The sequence below is a fragment of the Granulicatella sp. 20925_1_45 genome, assembly GCF_041433555.1.
Taxonomy (GTDB): domain Bacteria; phylum Bacillota; class Bacilli; order Lactobacillales; family Aerococcaceae; genus Granulicatella.
The window spans coordinates 1-18,631 of the sequence record NZ_JAPWBR010000027.1; the positions used below are offsets into that span (position 1 = coordinate 1).

Consider the following 18,631-nt stretch of genomic DNA (forward strand, 5'->3'; position numbering starts at 1 on the left):
ATTTTCTTGGTCCGGTGTTTTTGTGATTTCATTAGTTATTTTCTGCTTCTAATTTTTCGAAAGCATCGTGTAAGATAGATTTCAATGTTTTTGCAGATAAGTTCATTTTTTCTTGTTCAGAGTCTGCAAGAGGAATTTCGATGATTTGACGAATTCCTTCACGTCCAATAACGGCTGGAGCTCCGATATAAATATCGTTTTGTCCGTATTGACCTTCAAGATATACCGATAATGGGAAGATGGCTTGTTCGTTATTTAAGATAGCTTTTGTAATACGTGCTAGAGTAGCGCCGATACCGTAGTAAGTCGCACCTTTTTTAGCGATAATTTCATAAGCCGCGTCACGTACTTGGAAGAATACTTCGACTAATTTTTCTTCATCTACGTGTGGATTTTGACGAACCCATTCATAAATTTGTAAACCGCCGACGTTTGTATGTGACCAAACGGGGAATTCAGTATCCCCGTGTTCACCCATGATATATCCGTGAACGTTACGAGCGTCAACGCCGACTAATTCAGCGATTGTTTGACGGAAACGAGCACTATCTAAAGAAGTACCAGATCCGATAACGCGTTCTTTTGGAAGTCCTGAGAATTTCCAAGTTGCGTAAGTTAAGATATCTACTGGGTTAGTCGCCATTAGGAAGATTCCGTTGAATCCGCTCGCCATAATAGAGTCTACGATGTTTTTTAAGATTTTTAAGTTTTTAGAAACTAAGTCCAAGCGAGTTTCTCCTGGTTTTTGAGGAGCGCCTGCTGTGATACATACGATATCTGCGTCGTGGCAGTCTTCGTATTTCGCTGCATAAATCTTTTTAGGGGCATTGAAAGCTAAGGCATGTGATAAGTCTAACGCATCGCCTTCTGTTTTCTCGAAATTGATGTCGATAATTCCTAGTTCTTCAGCAATCCCTTGTAATACAAGTGCGTATGCATAACTAGAACCAACGGCACCGTCACCGACTAAAATTACTTTATTACCATGTTTTTGAGATTTTTCCATATTCATACCTCCTAAAAAATTAGTGATGGAATATCCATAAATAAGTATAGCACGATTTTTCGAAAATTGATTTTCAGAAGGCCTTTTTTATGACAAATAATACATAAAAAACACAATTTCGTGAAAAAGTGAATTAATAACGGGACGGTGTAGGGGTATGGTATAATAGCACAATAGAAGAAAAAAGAATAGGTGAAAGTATGAAATTAGTCGTTGGTCTAGGGAATCCTGGAGCAAAGTATAAAGGGACAAGACATAATGTCGGATTCATGACAATGGATGAAGTGGCCTATCAAGAGAAGTTTGATTTTGATAAGGCACTCTTTGATGCAGTATTTGCGCAGGTACAAATCGGTGGCGAAAAAGTCATCTTCATGAAGCCATTGACATTTATGAACTTATCGGGGGAAGCGATTCGTCCGCTGATGAATTATTTTAAAATTGGAATTGAAGACTTGCTTGTCGTTTATGATGATATGGATCTGCCGGTTGGAAAGATTCGTCTTCGTCAAAAAGGCAGCGCCGGAGGACATAACGGAATTAAGAGTATTATTTCGTGCCTCGGTACGAGCGAGTTTAACCGTATAAAAGTGGGGGTTGGGCGTCCAAAAGATGGACGTACGGTCGTAGGACATGTACTCAACCGCTTTGAAAAAGAGGAAGAAGAGGACATTATTTTTGCTGTGCAAAAGAGTGTCGATGCGATTCGTTCGTGGATTGAAACGAGCGATTTCGTTAAAACAATGAATCAATTTAATTAACAAATAGAGGGAAAGAGATGCTGCAAATTTTTTTGCGGTCTCTTTTTGTCGTTGGAAAAAGGAGAATATTATGCAATTATTGCACCAAACCATTAGTAAACTGAAAGGATTTAAAGAGTGGTTCGATACTCTTGATTTACATGAGAGTCAACTCGTGCTAGGTCTCAGTGGATCTGTAAAGCATTTGGCCGAGTCATGCGCATTTGAGAAATTAGACAAGCAATTAGTGATTGTGACGCCAACGCTCTTACAAGCAACGCAAACCTACGAAGAGTTATCGGAGTGGTATGACGATGAGGTTGTACACCTTTTCCCGGTAGAAGAGTCGCTTGCGGCGGATTTCTCAGTAGTGTCGCCGGATGTGGTGAGCCAACGCATTCGCACGCTTGATTTCTTAAGTCGTGGGCAAAAGGGTATCGTCATCGTACCGCTCTCTGGGATTCAAAAGCTCTTAGTGCCAGCAGCGGTATGGAAGAAGAGCTCGATTGAACTCGCAATGGGGTCTGAAATCGAATCGATGGACGCCTTTGTAGAGCAGTTAGTGGAATTAGGATATCGTCGTGAAAATATGGTGGCGACTCCTGGTGAATTTGCCCTTCGTGGAAGTATCGTTGATATTTACCCATTAGACCAAGAGTATCCACTACGTCTGGATTTCTTTGATACTGAAGTGGATTCGATTCGCGCGTTTAATGCGGAGACACAACGCTCGATGGATGTGATTCAAGAGGTGCGCATCTTACCAGCCACAGACTTGCCGCTTCAAAAGGAAGCAGTATGGAAGGCACAAACCAAGATTCATGCGCTCTATGAAAAGGATGTGAAGGCGGCTCAAAGTGAAGAACGAAAAGATCAAGTTAAAAATATTCAACAAGCTATCGATGCACAATTAGAAAATGGGGAAATCCCCTCGAACTTAACGTACTTCTTGGAATGTATTTATCCAGAGAAGACTAGCTTATTAGATTACGTTTCTAAAGATGCGTACCTCATTATTGATGACTACGCTCGTTTTATCGAAAAAAGCAAAACCTTAGAAGAAGAGGCATGCTATTGGAAGACGCACCATATCGAAACGGGTGCGATTGCTTCTGGATTGTCGCTTGTTCAAGATGGACGAAAAGTATTAAAAGAAAGTCCGCTCTCGAGAACGTATTTAGCCATTTTTCAAAAAGGGTTTGGAAGACTCGCACTCGATGCGATTCATCCAATTACGACGCGCACGATGACACAGTTCTTCTCGCAAATGCCGATGGTGAAAGTCGAAGCAGACCGCTGGAAGAAACAAGGCGCAACAGTTATCGTCTTAGTCGATGATGCTAAACGCGCTCAAAAGGTCGAACAAACCTTTGCGGATTTTGACATTAAGAGTGTGATTTCAAACGGGGCCGTGCTAGAAGGGCAACTTCAAATCATGGTCGGCAAGATGCATAATGGATTTGAGCTGCCGGAAGATAAATTTGCCGTTTTAACGGAACGCGAATTATTCAATAAACTCACGAAACGTGCACCACGAAATCAAAAAATCTCGAACGCGGAACGTTTGAAGAGCTACACTGAGTTAGCCGTTGGAGACTATGTGGTTCACGTGAATCACGGGGTCGGTGTGTACCAAGGGATGGAGACGCTCGAAATTGGTGGTATCCACCAAGACTACATGTCGATTCACTACCAAGATGGCGGAAATCTATTCGTTCCGGTTTCTCAAATTAAGCTCGTTCAAAAATATGTGTCGTCGGATGCAAAAGTTCCAAAACTCAATAAATTGGGCGGTACGGAATGGGCGAAGACGAAACGCAAAGTAACGGCCAAGATTGAGGATATCGCTGATGAACTCATCGAACTCTATGCCAAACGTGACGCCGAGAAAGGATATGCGTTTAGCCGCGATACGGTGGAACAACAAGAATTCGAACAGGCCTTTCCGTACACGGAGACGCAAGACCAATTGCGAAGTGTGGCGGAAATTAAGGAAGACATGCAAAAGGATAAACCGATGGACCGTCTGCTTGTCGGAGATGTTGGATACGGGAAGACGGAAGTAGCCATGCGTGCGGTCTTTAAGGCGGTCATGGATGGAAAACAAGCGGCCGTTTTGGTACCAACAACGATTCTTGCCGAGCAACATTACGAAAATTTCGTACAACGCTTCTCGGATTATCCATTTACCATCGGATTATTAAGTCGTTTCCGCAGTAAAAAAGAACAAGAAGAAACGATTGAGAAGCTTCGTAAGGGTGCAGTCGATATCGTCATCGGAACGCACCGTCTGCTTTCAAAAGACGTACAGTTTTTAGACTTAGGACTCCTCATTGTCGACGAAGAACAACGCTTTGGAGTGAAGCATAAGGAACGTTTGAAACAATTGAAATCGCAAGTGGATGTATTGACGCTAACGGCAACACCAATTCCAAGAACGTTGCATATGTCCATGCTTGGAGTGCGTGATTTATCCGTTATCGAGACACCACCAGCAAACCGTTATCCGGTTCAAACTTTCGTAATGGAACAAAACCCGATGACGATTCGTGACGGCATCGAACGTGAAATGGCTCGTGGCGGACAAGTCTTCTATTTATATAATCGTGTGGAGACGATTGAGAAGAAGGCCGATGAACTGAGAGCTCTTGTCCCAGGATGTCGTGTCGGTGTGATTCATGGTCAAATGAGTGAGACGACGCTAGAGAATATTCTCTACCAATTTATCGAAGGGGAATATGATGTCTTAGTGACGACCACGATTATCGAAACTGGTGTGGACATTCCAAACGTGAACACTCTCTTTATTGAAAATGCGGATCATATGGGGCTTTCGCAGTTGTATCAATTGCGTGGACGTGTTGGGCGTACAAACCGTATTGCCTATGCGTACCTCATGTATCAACCCGATAAAGTCTTAACCGAAGTCAGCGAGAAGCGTCTGCAAGCGATGCGCGACTTTACAGAACTTGGGTCTGGATTCAAGATTGCTATGCGTGATTTATCGATTCGTGGGGCAGGGAATTTGCTTGGAAAACAACAGCACGGATTTATCGATTCGGTCGGATTCGATTTATATTCTCAATTATTAAGTGAAGCCGTGTTGAAGAAACAAGGGAAAGAAGTGAAGTCGGACGAAGAAACCGTCGAAATCGACTTGCAAATTGATGCCTATATTCCAGCAAGCTATATTCAAGACGAACGTCAAAAAATCGAGATGTATAAACGCATTCGCTCGATTGATAGCGTGGAAGCTTATGAAGAATTGCTCGATGACTTTATTGACCGCTTCGGTGACTTCCCAGATGAAGTCAGTGCATTAGCAGAGATTGGACTCATTAAGCATTATGCCAACGAGATTGACGTCGTATCGATTAAACGTAAAGACAATTCGGTGACAATTACGATTGCGCCGCCAAGTGCGACTCGCCTGCAAGGGGTGCCCGTCTTTGAGGCGCTTGGTCCGGTGAAATTACCAGCGCAAGTAGCTAACAAGGGCGAAAGTCTTCAGATTTTATTAAATATCACGCAAAAGCCTGTTGACTTATGGCTCGAGCAAGTTAAACTGTTTGTAAAAACATGCGGGGAAATTTTAGCCCGCGATGAGGAAAAACATGAAGAAGATAAATAGTAAAGGGATGATGCAAGGGGCGATTGCGCTCTCGATTGCCGCGTTTATTGCTAAGATTTTAAGCGCGGTGTACCGAGTTCCTTTCCAAAATATGGTGGGCAACACCGGTTTCTATGTATATCAGCAGGTGTATCCTATTTATGGAATCGGCATGACCTTTGCGTTAACGGGATTCCCGGTATTCGTGTCCAATGTAGTCGCAGAATACTTGGAGTCGACACATTTAAAGAAATTATTGAAGCAGTTATTCGTGATTGCGAGCCTTATTGGAGTGGGGATTTTTGCCTTCCTCCATTTGGGTGCGGGAATGATTGCCCGCTGGATGGGAGACGTTGAACTCTTGCCAGTTGTCCAAAGCGTATCGTGGATGTTTCTATTGATGCCGTTTCTGGTCATCACAAGGGGTTATTTCCAAGGAAGCTTCCGGATGATGCCGACTGCTATCTCACAAGTGGTGGAGCAGGTCGTTCGTGTTGCGGTGATTCTCTTCGTGGCGAGTCTATTTGGCAGCGCGATTTCAGATTACTACACGATGGGCACATGGGCGATGTCGAGTGCGACGATTGCGGCCGTGTTTGCGATTCTTGTGATGCTGTATTATGTATTGAAAGAAACGAAAGATCCGCTCGACGGCTTGACGATTACGCCAGTAGAAATGGAAGTGCCGACATTTGGACATCTCTTTAAACGCTTTGCCTTTGAAGGAGGAACTATTTGTCTCCTTAGTTCGATTTTAGTCTTATTCCAATTGGTAGATTCATTCTCTGTGTATAATGTGTTAACTACTCAAGGAATGCTTCCGGAAGTCGCAAAAGACCTCAAGGGGATTTACGATAGAGGGCAGCCGCTTGTTCAATTAGGAATGGTTGTCGGAGTCGGATTTTCATCAAGCTATATGCCGATGTTATCACGTGCCTTTAAGAAAGGGCATGACTTGGAATTTAAGAGACTGTCAACGTCACTTCTTCGAATGACGATTACCTTCTCGGTAGTTGCAACGATGGGGATGATTGCCATCTTGCCGTGGTTAAATACTGCACTCTTTGGAGATGCCAATGGACAGGTAGTGCTCCTTGTCTATGTCACTAGTGTTTTCTTTGCATCTGTGATTATGTCGCTGCACGGCATTTTCCAAAGTCAGCATCAATATCCAAAAACGCTGCTTGCACTCACAGCAGGGCTCGCAGTGAAATCTGGTACGAACTACTTATTCGTGGCAATGTTTGGAACGCTCGGCGCTAGCCTTGCGACAACACTAGGGCTTTGTGTGATGATGGTTGTGATGATGTCTTTTGCAAAAGAGATTATGATCAGTGTCTTACGTGACGGGAATTTTATGCAGTTACTTGCGGGCATTGCACTTGGCATGACGGTCATTGTTTCGGTATTATCATACGGAGCATGGCATTTTGCAGGGTTGCAGGATTCCAGAACGATGGCCTTTGTCTTTTCAATCGTCTTCGCCTTTATAGGAGTGGTGATTTTCCTGGCAGGAACGATGAAATGGAATTTATTTACGAAACGAGAATGGGTTCTAATTCCAAAAGGAAAGACCTTACTTAGAAAATTTGGTAGAAAAGAGGAAAACGATGAGACTCGATAAGTTTTTAAAAGTATCACGATTAATTAAACGCCGTACGGTTGCGAAAGAAGTAGCCGACAAGGGACGTGTATTTATTAATGATAAAGTAGCGAAATCTTCAACAGACGTGAAAGTCGGAGATAAAATCGCTATTCAATTCGGCAACAAACATGTCTTAGTCCAAGTTGAAGCATTGATGGACTCAACGAGAAAAGAAGACGCTAAGGAAATGTTTACGATTCTTGAAGAGAAGCTGATTAAAGAAGAGCCTTTAGAATTATAATGAATGGGAGAATACGGCAAGTTTGTCGTATTCTTTTTCTATTTAGAAACCGATTCCTTTTGAATGCGTTTTCTGTTGACAAAAAAATAAAAAAAGAGTAATATTAATAGTACTTTTTTAAAAGAAATAAGGAGGGGAAACCGTGGATTTAAATGCAATTAATTTTTTTCAACCATTTAATGCAATGATGGAATTACGTCACTTTTTGGCGATTCTAATTTCATGTATTTGTGGACTCGCCATCGGTTACGAACGTACCTCCAGAAATAAACAAGCAGGGGTTAAGACGCACATGATTGTGGCGCTCACTTCTTGCTTAATGATGATTATTTCAAAAGAAGCCTTCCTTGATACACCGCATTACGATACAGCGCGTGTGGCTGCTCAAGTAGTCAGCGGTATCAGCTTTATCGGTGGGGGGATCATCTTCATGCGTGAAAAACGCGTGAGTGGACTGACCACCGCTTCAGGGATTTGGGCCACAGCCGGGATTGGACTTGCGATTGGCGGAGGATTCTGGTTCTTCGGTTCCCTTTGCGCCGCGATTATTGTCATCGTCCAAAAATTGGCTTATCAACCAATCTTGCAAGGGAAACAACGTCAAGTAAATATTTACTGTGAAATTCCAGACCCAACAATTGTGCAGTCGATTTATAATTACTGCCACTTCGAAGACTATCAATCGATTCAAGTCGAAGCGCGCGAACTCGATGGTGAGAAATATGAGCTCGTGATTCGCATTCATAATGACGAAGAAATCATTATCGAAAACTTAAAAAACTACATTCGCGAAACGGAGAATCAAGTGGTCATTAAACGCGTGAAACTCCGTACCGAAGATGTTAACTAAAAAATAAAGATATACAACAAATGATTCCGCTTATCCTAACGGATGTCTTCATAATAACTGTAATGTTGCACCGGTTCGAGCCTTATGTCTCTCACCTTCGAAGCTTCAAACGCGGAGTAAGGTACAAGCCCTACTCCGCGTAAGCACAGTGGTTGAATGGAATGAGCTTCGCTGTAGCCAGCTAGCTCATTCCTATTCAACTTTGTGGGGGAAAGAAAACGAAATACTCTAAATACATAAATATATTTAGAGCATTTCTGTCTTTCTCCCTCACATTCGATGCGTAACACATTACTGTTATTATAGAATCCGTTAGTCTTTGCGGAATCATTTTTTGCCTTTAGATTTTTTCGACGGGTTTAATTTTTGACAAAAAAGGGAGTTCAAAATAAGTTTACAAAAATTTATAAAAAATCTTAGTGTAACCATGGACGATGAGCGTCATTCTTGTTATACTCAGTTTGTATAAGTAAAAAAGGAGACAATTAAGGTGACGAAAGAAACACAACAAAGAAATTCGAATGTAATTTCAATGAACAACAAGTTAAATCAGAAAAAACCTTCTACTCCCGTTTTCAAGAGTCACTCACTAATGACTAAACTGATTTTAGTCGGTGTGATTGCCATTTCGGGATCAATGATTGTCGGGATTGGGAACCAATTTAGCCAAGCAAGTCAATTAGACCAAAAAATTGAACAAGCAAAGGCTGAAAAAGAAGTTGCTGAAAAGCAAAAAGAATCGTTAACACAGCAAGTGGAACTTCTTCAAAGCGACGAATATATCGCAAAACTTGCACGTAGTGAATATTATTTAAGCAAAACTGGAGAAATCATCTTCAGCACGCCAAATGACACTGCAGAGCATAAAGCGCAACAAGCAAAAGAAGAAGTCGAACAAGGGGAAACTGTTGTTAAGGTGACGACTCAAAACCGTTAGGCAATGAATCTTTTTGATACGTCAAGCGTGTATCGAAAAGGGAATAATGAAGGAGGAACGCTTTTTATATGTCAATCGAAGTAGGAAACGTAATCCCTGGTAAAGTTACTGGAATTACAAATTTTGGAGTTTTTGTGGATTTAGGAGATCGTAAGACAGGTCTTGTTCACATTAGCGAGGTGTCTGATTCATACATTCAAGATATCAAAGAAGTTTTAAAAGTTGGAGACGAGGTTAAAGTGAAAGTCATGACGATTGCGGATGATGGCAAAATTAGCCTTTCAATTCGTCGTGCCGTTGATAAACCAAAAGAAGATTCAGCGGACAAACCACGTGCAAAGAAACCTTTTACACCACGTAATGATTCTCAAGACTTTAAGAAAAATCGCTCTGCTAGCAGAACTTCAGCTCCATACGAAAAGAAATCTCCTTCGCAAGCAAAAGCAACAGATTTCGATTCTCTAATGAGTTCCTTCTTGAAAGACTCTGAAGACCGTTTAACTTCATTGAAACGTAACACTGAAGGGAAACGTGGGGGCCGTGGCGGTCGCCGTTCATAATGAAACCATCAATCTCTTCTGGTGAAAACTGGAGGAGATTTTTTTGACAGAAAGGAGAGGCCAATGCAACATCAACTAACAGCGTTTTTTAGAAGAAATGTAGAAAACTATACTGAGAAAAAATATGTGCTTGCCGTATCCGGTGGCGTCGATTCGATGGTTCTTTTGAATGCAATGATCACTATATTTGGAGACGATGCAAAAGATCGACTCGTAGTGGCCCATGTGAACTATGGACTAAGAGCGCAAGCCGTGGATGAGGAGCAACTCGTTCATCGTTTTTGCAAGCTGCATCAAATTCCAATCGAGACAAAGCATTGGCAAGAAGCAGAGGGCGTAACAGCTTCTGAAAAATCCTTACGTGATTTTAGATATGATTTCTTCCGCGCAGTGACGAAAAAGCATGAGGCGGACTATTTAGTATTGGCGCATCACCAAGATGACCAAATGGAGACTGTTTTGATGAAATGGTCGCGTGGAAGTACGCTGGAAGGTCTTTCTGGAATGAAGGAAAAACGTTTCGTAAAAGAGTTGGACATTTTACGCCCGTTCTTATCTTATGAGAAAAAAGAACTCTATCAAGAGGCTAAGAAATATGACATTCCCTATTTAGAAGATGAATCGAATGAATCCGATGACTATACAAGAAACAGATATCGTCATCATGTCATTCCGTTTTTAAAAGAGGAAAATCCAAATGCCGGAAGCCACTTCCAAAAGAGTGCGCAAATGATTGCGGATGCTGTGGCGTGCTTGATGCCAATCCTAGAAGAAAAACAAGAACAGCTCTTCCAAAGAGGAAAGAAGAAAGTCACATTCCACCGCGAAGCCTTCCTCAAAGAGCCAATCGAAATGCAACGATTGCTCTTACAACAAGTGCTCATGCAAATGGATACGACGATTTCGGTAGTGCAAATGGAGCAAATCTTAGAAAAAGTAGGTTCCGACAAGGCACAACTCACGCTGGACCTCCCAAATGGCTGGAAGTTCAAGAAACGTTACGAGGAATGTTCGTTTGAAAAGGGACGTCAAAAAGTCGTTCCAAATATCGAATATATATTGGAAAAACCGGAAGATACATTAATTCGTCCAAATGAAGATGAGCAAATCTTGCTCACTACAGGAAAGACGGCTTCCGAGTTTACTATTCCTGTCTATCCAAAGGACTTCCCACTCACGATTCGTCATGCAAAACCAGGAGACAAGATTGCACTAGATGCCAGTGAAACCAAACATCAAAAACTCTCAAGATGGTTTATCAATTCCAAGATTCCACTCGAAGAACGCAAGGAAATTTGGGTGTTGGAAGACGCCTCGAAAAAAATTCGCGCAATTTTGGGCTATCGCTATGCTCAACCGTTGTTCTTTGAAGAGGAAACTGGTAAAATGATTCTATCTTACGAAAACAAAATGAGGTGCACACATGTTAAAAAATGATATGTCAGAAATTTTAGTATCAGAAGAACAGTTACAAGAAACAATCAAGAAATTAGGTGCTACGTTAGCGGAAGATTACCGCGGTAAAGATCCGTTAGTCATTTGTATTCTTAAGGGTGCTATTTTCTTTATGGCAGATTTAGTCCGCGCAATGGACTGCAACTTAGAAATTGATTTCATGGATGTATCTAGTTATGGAAATGAATTCGAATCAAGCGGCGAAGTACGTATCTTAAAAGACTTAGGTCAAAGCGTTAAAGATCGTCACGTGATTATCGTTGAAGATATTATCGATACAGGCCGTACTTTAAAACACGTGGTTGAATTATTAAAACACCGCCAAGCAGCAAGTGTAAAAGTGGTGACTTTATTAGATAAACCAGAACGTCGCGAAGAAGCCATCGAAGCGGATTATGTTGGTGTTCAAGTACCAAATAAATTCGTTGTAGGATACGGATTAGACTTCAAACAATTCTACCGTAACTTACCATGTATCGGTGTTTTAAAACCTGAGTTCTATGAAGATTAAGAAAGAGTTAAACTATTCGTCAATAAAAGTCAAATATGTTATGATGGAACGGTAGTGAAAATACTATCGTTTTTCTTTTATAAGAAGATGGGGAGGTAAAATGAATAATAATAACAATCGATCAATATTCAGATCTAGCTTACTATATATCTTGATTTTCGGTGCTATTGTCATTTTCGTTGGAATGTTTAATGGGGATCAAAAAGGTTCTACAGCAGATATTTCATACACAGAATTTATGCAAAGTCTGAAAAGTGGCGAAATTAAAGATCTCAAGATGCAATATTCGAATTCTGTATATACTATTACTGGGGAATATACAAATCCGAAAGAGCAAACGACCCAAGAAGCTAAAAATCAAAATGGATTATCTATTTTTGATAACCGTACTACAAAGAGTACAAACTTCAGAACAACAGTCTTACCAAACGACTCAACGATTAAAGAAATCAATGAAGCGGCTCAATCAAAAAATACAAAAGTTGAAACTTTACCAGAAAGTTCAACAGGCGTATGGATTTCCGTTTTATTACAAGTCGTTTTACCACTTGGGGTATTAGGGTTCTTACTTTATACAATGTTTATGAGCCAAGGTGGTCAAGGTGGACGTAACAATCCAATGAACTTCGGTAAGAGTCGTGCGACAAATCAGAAGAAACAAAACGTGAAAGTACGCTTCTCTGATGTAGCAGGTGCCGAAGAAGAAAAACAAGAGCTTGTAGAAGTAGTGGAATTCTTAAAAGACCCACGTAAATTTACAGCGCTTGGTGCTCGTATTCCTGCAGGGGTACTTCTTGAGGGCCCTCCAGGGACAGGTAAAACCCTTCTTGCCAAAGCCGTTGCCGGTGAAGCAAACGTACCATTCTTCTCGATTTCAGGTTCTGAATTCGTAGAAATGTTCGTAGGGGTTGGGGCAAGCCGTGTTCGTGACTTATTCGAAAACGCGAAGAAAAATGCTCCAGCAATTATCTTTATCGATGAAATCGATGCCGTTGGTCGTCAACGTGGTGCCGGAATGGGTGGCGGACACGACGAACGTGAACAAACATTAAACCAGTTACTAGTTGAAATGGACGGGTTCGAAGGAACTGAGGGAATCATCGTGATTGCCGCAACAAACCGTTCAGACGTATTAGACCCAGCCTTACTTCGTCCAGGACGTTTTGACCGTCAAATCTTAGTAGGTCGTCCAGACGTGAAAGGCCGTGAAGCGATTCTGAAAGTACACGCACGCAATAAGAAACTTGCAAAAGACGTGGACTTAAAAGTAATCGCGCAACAAACTCCAGGATTCTCTGGGGCAGAGCTTGAAAACTTATTAAACGAAGCAGCTTTAGTAGCGGCTCGTCGTGATAAAAATGCTATCGACGCATTAGACGTGGATGAAGCACATGACCGTGTAATTGCTGGTCCGGCTAAGAGAGACCGTGCAATCAGCAAGAAAGAACGCGAAATGGTGGCTTACCACGAAGCAGGGCATACAATCGTTGGTATGGTCTTAAGCGATGCGCGTGTGGTTCATAAAGTAACGATTGTCCCTCGTGGACGCGCTGGCGGATATGCAATCATGCTTCCAAAAGAAGATCGTTTCTTAATGACAAAAGAAGAATTGTTCGAACAAGTAGTTGGACTTCTTGGTGGTCGTGCTGCTGAAGAATTTATCTTTGGTGTGAAGACAACAGGAGCAAGTAACGACTTTGAACAAGCAACAGGTATCGTTCGTAGCATGATTACAGAGTACGGAATGGTGGACGAATTAGGAACTGTTCAATACGAAGGAAATCATCAAGTATTTATCGGACGTGACTATGGTCAAACAAAAGGTTACTCAGATCAAGTGGCCTTTGAAATCGACAATGCAGTTCGTCGTATTATGAAAGAAGCGCATGAAAAAGCACTTCAAATTCTTGAAGAACATAAAGATCAATTAGAATTAATTGCTCAAAAACTTCTAGAATTAGAAACATTAGATGAACGTACAATTAAATCACTTTTCGAAACAGGTGAAATGCCAGCTCCAGTCGCTGAAGATGAATATCCAAGCGAAACAGAAGCGGCAAGTTTTGAAGAAACGAAAAAAGCCTTAGCGAAACGCGATGCGGAACAAGCTGAAGGCAAAGAGGTTCCAGAAGAGGACGAAGAAGTGGAAGTTGCAGATGTGACGGCTGCTCCTAGCGATCTTGAAGGGCCATCAGAAAACGAATAACACAAAGGGTAGGAGAGCTGAGGCTGTTGTCACAGCTCTTTTCCTTTAAAAAAGGAGAGACAAATGGCAGATTCATTATTAAAAGTATTAGCGTTCAATGATGAGGTCAAAGCCGTTGCCATGGTTGCCACAGACGCAATTGCAGAGGCGCAACGCAGACACGACACTTGGAGTTCTGCAACAGCAGCGATGGGACGTACCATCATCGGAACACAATTATTAGCAAGTAGCTTAAAAGGCGACGAACGCATCACGGTTCAAGTGAACGGGGATGGCCCTGGTGGAAAAATCATGGCCGATGCGAATGGTCGTGGGGAAATGCGTGGTTATATCACAAACCCTCATGTGAGCCTTGAGTTAAACGACAAAGGAAAATTAGATGTCCGTGGTGTCGTTGGTACAAACGGGACGATTACCGTCATCAAAGACTTAAATATGAGAGAACCATTCTCTGGTCAAGTGCCAATCGTGGACGGAGAACTCGGAATGGACTTTACGTATTACTTAGCAGTCTCTGAACAAATCAATGGAGCTGTTGGGGTATCAGTTCTTGTGAATCCAGATGAAACGGTTCGTGCAGCAGGCGGGTTCATGATTCAGCTATTACCAGGTGCGAGCGAAGCGACAATTTCAGAAATCGAACGTCGTATTAGCGAGATTCCAATGGTTTCAAAATTAATTGACCAACAAGAATCACCACGCGATATTTTAAATCGACTACTCGGCGAAGAAAACATTCGTGAGTTAGAAGAAATGCCTGTGAAATTCCATTGTGGATGTACGCGTGAACGTTTCAGCGCAGGGTTGATGTCGATTGGGGTGGATGATTTACAACACTTGATTGACGAAGACCATGGCGCAGAAGTTGTGTGTCATTTCTGCGGTGAGAAATATCATTTCGATGAAGCAGAATTACAAGGCTTAATTGATGAAATTAATGCTAAACGCGAAGAGGCAGACGTATAATCATTAAGGTTTAAGAGAGTGAGAAGAGGTGCTTCCATTTCTTCTCACTCTTTTTGTATTTTCAGCCGTTAAAGCTATACAAATAAAGAAAAACTTAGTATAATACATACATAATACGAACGAGGTATATAGATGTTTAAACGAATTTTTGCTCGAATGAAAGGCATTTTAATGTTATTTGCAGGGAGTATCGCTCTCTTGGAAATCGCTCTAATGCTTGATTTTAAAACATTTGAACAATTTAATTTTTACCGAGATGTCGACGTTTGGAGTCACCCAATTCTCATAGTGCAGCTAGTAATGGTTGTTATCGTGCTCCTTCTGCTAGGGCAAGTCGTCGGATTATCGGTGAAATATTATTTCGCATTCAAGAAATTAGATGCACTCTTCCCGAATAATGAATGGGAACAAAAAGACTTTAAAGAAAAAGCAGACTATGTCGATGAAAAATTTGAAGCGATGATTGTAAAAGAAGTGCTGATCTTTTACGGAAGCCATTTTACAGTGATTCCGCTAAAAGAACTCAAAGAAATTCATCTGTATCGTACGCGTACAGGACGCCGTGTGTATTATGGAATTAAGTTCATGTTTAAGAAAAAAAGACGTTCCTTTATTCCAAATACGTATGGGAAGTCATTAGAAGACGGCTATCGTCTCGTTCGAAAAGTGAATTACTTCGTCCCAGTTAAGATTAGGGACGATTGGAAAAATAGCAATAGAAAGTAGGAAATTAAGGTGCATAAAGGGTATGTGAGAAGAACAATCTTTCTCTGGGGTTCCGCTCTCATTTGGGTTCTGATAGGGGTTTTCTTTTTCTCTGGAACCGTAAAAGGATACATGGGAGGAGAGTCGCTCTATAAGGCCGGAGACATTTATCATTTGAATGATGCTGGCACTTCCGTTGCGATTCGTGTGTTGGATATAGATTCAGAGGCCCTCACTTACGATGGAAAAGAATATTACTTAATAAAGCATGAAAAAGGGGTTACGCCACTTCAAGCGCAAGCCAAAGACATTAAACAGTTGTTGGATTTGAAAAAAGCGAATCCAAATGACTGGGAGCATTTAAAGCAAGAGAATATTTATTTAAATGTTCGAGTAACGCCAGAAGTAACAAAGGGGCGTAGAGGGAGTAAGACTGTCCATATACCGGCAGTATTGATAGAAGCCTTTACAAGACAATATCGGAAGGGGACTCTCTTACCGACAGAAGACGCTGTACCGCTGGACTTCCTTCATTATTTAACTTTGACATCATTTATAAATCGATTGTTGGAGACGGGAGTTACACTTTTTGTATTTCTATTAGCGTTAGTCTCCTTCTACAGTGCGTATAGACGAGTGCGTACATTGAAGAAAGAATACGAGGCATTTGATAAAGAGTTTCCACGATACACTCAAAATATGAAGGCTTTACTAATGGATGCGGATTTTAATGATCCTAAGCTAAAAGTACTGGTGAAGGATCACAAGTTCGTTTGCTATAATAAGGATTTTAGAGTGATTAAACTGAAAGAAGTACGAAATGTTGATGTTCGCCGCCAAAAGACAAAAAGCAGTGTTACCTATGCCATTGATTTTGCATTTGGCGGGAATAAGAATGTAACCATTCAATTGAAGAATCGTCCAGAAAACGTTCGCCAATTAGTGGAGTATTTAAATGAAAAAGAAGGAACCAAAATATCGCTGCCGTTTCAATGGTAATAGGTATGCGGTTTAATTGAGATGAGTCAAAAATTCAATAGAAAGCAGGGTTCAAAATGCATAAAGGGTATGGAAGAAGAACAGGACCAATATGGGTTGTAGTAGCGATAATGGCTGTAGTGATGGTGATTATTGCACGTGCGGGATTCAAATCATTCCAGAGCGCGGAAGACTTATACAAAGCTAATGAGGTTTACTATGTCAACGATAAAGGTTCGTCAGTAGCGATTAAGGTAATGGATATCGATCCAGAACCACTCGTTTTAAATGGACACAACTATTATTTAGTGAAACACGAAAGAGGCGTTGCGGTCTTTGAGGCAAAATCAGATGAATTGAATAATGTCTTAGAAGCCAAGAAGGCTGCCGGAAACGGTGAAAATGCACTTGCAGGCGATAATCTTTATTTGAGTGTGCGTGTAACGCCAGAACAAAGAAAAGGGAAAGGCTCTAACGTCAAGGTGAATGTAACACCGGAGATGAAAGAAGCCTTTTACAAGAAATATAAAGAGAGCCCGCTGTATTCAGAAAATACTAAGACGAAAATCGATGAATCCAGAATCTTGAAGTTGACCACTTCTGAAGATCAATGGGGAGATTCGGCATTCACGTTTGTCATGCTTGCCATCGTTCTTGGGCTCATCGGGTTCCAAATTTATCAAACGCGTCGCTTGAAGGCGCAGTATGCTCGATTTGATGCGTACTTCCCTGAGTATGCGAACAATATGAAGCAGTTGCTGGATGATGCAGAATATGTGGATCCGAAACTCAAGATTCTTGTGATGGAAGGCATTCTTGTAAGCTACGACATTAACTTTACGGTCATCGACTTATCAGAAGTCAGCAAGGCTTACTTAGTTTTTGAAAACAGACGAAAAGGCGGCATGAAGGTTCATTTACGTTTTGAATATGCAAATAAGAAATACGATTCGATTCTCTTTAGAAGACAATTATTACGTCTCAAAGAGCTTGTGGAATATTTAAACGAAGAATACAACTTAGGATTGAAATTGGATTTTAGACTCCTAGGATAAGAAATAGAAATTGAAGGTGGAATATTTTTGCATAAAGGGATATTTAGAAGAACATGGGGGATGTGGATTCTCACCGCCCTGTTAGGATTAACAGTGGTGGTGGTGGGATTTGTAGTGTCATTTGGATTTATGAGCGGACGTGAATTATACGAACATGAAATCATTTATAAAATGGAAAATGATTCATCGTCCACTTCGATTAAGGTGTTAGATATCGACCCAAAGCCTCTTGAGATAGACGATGAAACTTATTATTTAGTGAAACACAATTATGGAGTATCGTTTCTAAGAACAGATGCTTCTGAAATTAAACAAATTCTAGAGTTTAAAGAGGCGCTTTCTGAGAAAACGAACGCACTCGCCTCATCAGACTTCTACTTGAATATACGTGTAGTTCCTGAGAAGAAGAAAACAGGAAGAACCAGCGTTAAAACACATATTACGCAAGAAATGAAGGAAGCCTTTGAAAAGAAATTCAAACTTAGCCCACTTTCGGTGCAGGCGCCTCTCGATAAATTGGACACAAAGCATTTTTTAACCATTACGGATAGTGCGGCAAGGTTTGTCGATATCGTGATGTTCATCGTAGTCGTTGTGTTCTTTGTCATTGTATTGGTGTGGCAAATCGTTCGCGTTCGTCGCATCAAACAACATTATGGTCGTTTTGATGAGTTGTTCCCTGACTACAAAGACGATATGAAACGTTTATTGGATGATGCGGAGTATTTGGATGAAAAACTTGGTGTACTTGTCAAAGACGGAATTTTAGTTTCTTATGGAACTGAGTTTAGGGTAGTGGACTTAGAAAAAGCCGTTAGCGCATCCGTTCTTCGCCAAAAATCAAAATGGGGCGGGAAATATCGATTTACGTTCTTCAATGGAGGCCGTAAGCAAGTAGAAGAAGTTCCTCTTGGCGATTTAAAGGACAATATTATTGATTTAGTTCATTATTTGAGAGAAGTTTGCTCATATAATGTTTATATTCAATTTTAAAAAAATAAAATATTTTTTATGGTACACATAACAGTCTACAATTTATTTGTAGGCTGTTTTTCTTGGTCTAATTAAAACCCCCGGATTGTCCGGGGGTCCAAAAAGCTTTAGCGGAGTGATAATGAAAAAACAAGCCTCCTTAGTTATAATTCGTATGTGGTCTGCAAACTACA

At 41.1% G+C, this 18,631-nt stretch carries 16 protein-coding genes; 15 read left to right on the forward strand and 1 reads right to left on the reverse strand.

Annotated elements, in window-relative coordinates:
- Window positions 1-31 precede the first annotated feature (31 nt).
- Complete coding sequence (locus O3798_RS08075; protein ID WP_371464215.1) at window positions 32-1,006, reverse strand: L-lactate dehydrogenase; 975 nt, start codon at window positions 1,004-1,006, stop codon at window positions 32-34.
- A 200-nt stretch (window positions 1,007-1,206) separates the two neighbouring features.
- Between O3798_RS08075 and pth the strand changes: the two genes are divergently transcribed.
- The 15 genes from pth to O3798_RS08150 all read left to right on the forward strand — a co-directional run bounded on the left by pth (window position 1,207) and on the right by O3798_RS08150 (window position 18,458).
- Complete coding sequence (gene pth, locus O3798_RS08080) at window positions 1,207-1,767, forward strand: aminoacyl-tRNA hydrolase (RefSeq protein ID WP_048709783.1); 561 nt, start codon at window positions 1,207-1,209, stop codon at window positions 1,765-1,767.
- 70 nt (window positions 1,768-1,837) lie between these two features.
- Window positions 1,838-5,377 carry a transcription-repair coupling factor gene (gene mfd, locus O3798_RS08085; protein WP_371464216.1) on the forward strand — a complete coding sequence of 1,180 codons (3,540 nt, stop codon included), beginning with the start codon at window positions 1,838-1,840 and terminating at the stop codon, window positions 5,375-5,377.
- Window positions 5,361-6,980, forward strand: coding sequence for an oligosaccharide flippase family protein (locus O3798_RS08090; protein WP_371464217.1), 1,620 nt, complete (start codon window positions 5,361-5,363; stop codon window positions 6,978-6,980). The genes mfd and O3798_RS08090 overlap by 17 nt, the downstream gene beginning before the upstream one ends.
- Window positions 6,967-7,242: an RNA-binding S4 domain-containing protein gene (locus tag O3798_RS08095; RefSeq protein ID WP_048782159.1), complete on the forward strand. Its 276-nt coding sequence runs from the start codon at window positions 6,967-6,969 to the stop codon at window positions 7,240-7,242. The genes O3798_RS08090 and O3798_RS08095 overlap by 14 nt, the downstream gene beginning before the upstream one ends.
- A gap of 142 nt (window positions 7,243-7,384) precedes the next feature.
- Complete coding sequence (locus O3798_RS08100; protein ID WP_371464218.1) at window positions 7,385-8,092, forward strand: MgtC/SapB family protein; 708 nt, start codon at window positions 7,385-7,387, stop codon at window positions 8,090-8,092.
- Between the two features lie 490 nt (window positions 8,093-8,582).
- Entirely contained in the window at window positions 8,583-9,029 is a 447-nt protein-coding gene (locus tag O3798_RS08105) for a septum formation initiator family protein (protein WP_371464220.1), read from the forward strand.
- 68 nt (window positions 9,030-9,097) lie between these two features.
- The gene (locus O3798_RS08110) at window positions 9,098-9,589 is read left to right on the forward strand and encodes a S1 domain-containing RNA-binding protein (protein WP_048711730.1); all 492 of its coding nucleotides are present in this window, start codon (window positions 9,098-9,100) and stop codon (window positions 9,587-9,589) included.
- A gap of 63 nt (window positions 9,590-9,652) precedes the next feature.
- Complete coding sequence (gene tilS / locus O3798_RS08115) at window positions 9,653-11,026, forward strand: tRNA lysidine(34) synthetase TilS (RefSeq protein ID WP_371464222.1); 1,374 nt, start codon at window positions 9,653-9,655, stop codon at window positions 11,024-11,026.
- Window positions 11,013-11,555 carry a hypoxanthine phosphoribosyltransferase gene (gene hpt / locus O3798_RS08120; RefSeq protein WP_048711725.1) on the forward strand — a complete coding sequence of 181 codons (543 nt, stop codon included), beginning with the start codon at window positions 11,013-11,015 and terminating at the stop codon, window positions 11,553-11,555. Before tilS ends, hpt begins: the two co-directional genes overlap by 14 nt.
- Window positions 11,556-11,655: 100 nt before the next feature.
- Window positions 11,656-13,761 carry an ATP-dependent zinc metalloprotease FtsH gene (gene ftsH / locus O3798_RS08125; protein WP_371464223.1) on the forward strand — a complete coding sequence of 702 codons (2,106 nt, stop codon included), beginning with the start codon at window positions 11,656-11,658 and terminating at the stop codon, window positions 13,759-13,761.
- Window positions 13,762-13,824: 63 nt separating this feature from the next.
- The gene (hslO, locus tag O3798_RS08130) at window positions 13,825-14,727 is read left to right on the forward strand and encodes an Hsp33 family molecular chaperone HslO (protein ID WP_371464224.1); all 903 of its coding nucleotides are present in this window, start codon (window positions 13,825-13,827) and stop codon (window positions 14,725-14,727) included.
- Window positions 14,728-14,859: 132 nt separating this feature from the next.
- Window positions 14,860-15,453 (forward strand): hypothetical protein, encoded by a 594-nt coding sequence (locus O3798_RS08135; RefSeq protein WP_371464226.1) that lies wholly within the window; start codon window positions 14,860-14,862, stop codon window positions 15,451-15,453.
- Between the two features lie 9 nt (window positions 15,454-15,462).
- Window positions 15,463-16,431 (forward strand): hypothetical protein, encoded by a 969-nt coding sequence (locus O3798_RS08140; protein WP_371464228.1) that lies wholly within the window; start codon window positions 15,463-15,465, stop codon window positions 16,429-16,431.
- A gap of 56 nt (window positions 16,432-16,487) precedes the next feature.
- On the forward strand, window positions 16,488-17,465 hold the full coding sequence (locus O3798_RS08145) for a hypothetical protein (protein ID WP_371464229.1): 978 nt from the start codon (window positions 16,488-16,490) through the stop codon (window positions 17,463-17,465).
- A gap of 27 nt (window positions 17,466-17,492) precedes the next feature.
- Window positions 17,493-18,458, forward strand: coding sequence for a hypothetical protein (locus O3798_RS08150; protein ID WP_371464231.1), 966 nt, complete (start codon window positions 17,493-17,495; stop codon window positions 18,456-18,458).
- The last annotated feature ends 173 nt before the right edge of the window (window positions 18,459-18,631 follow it).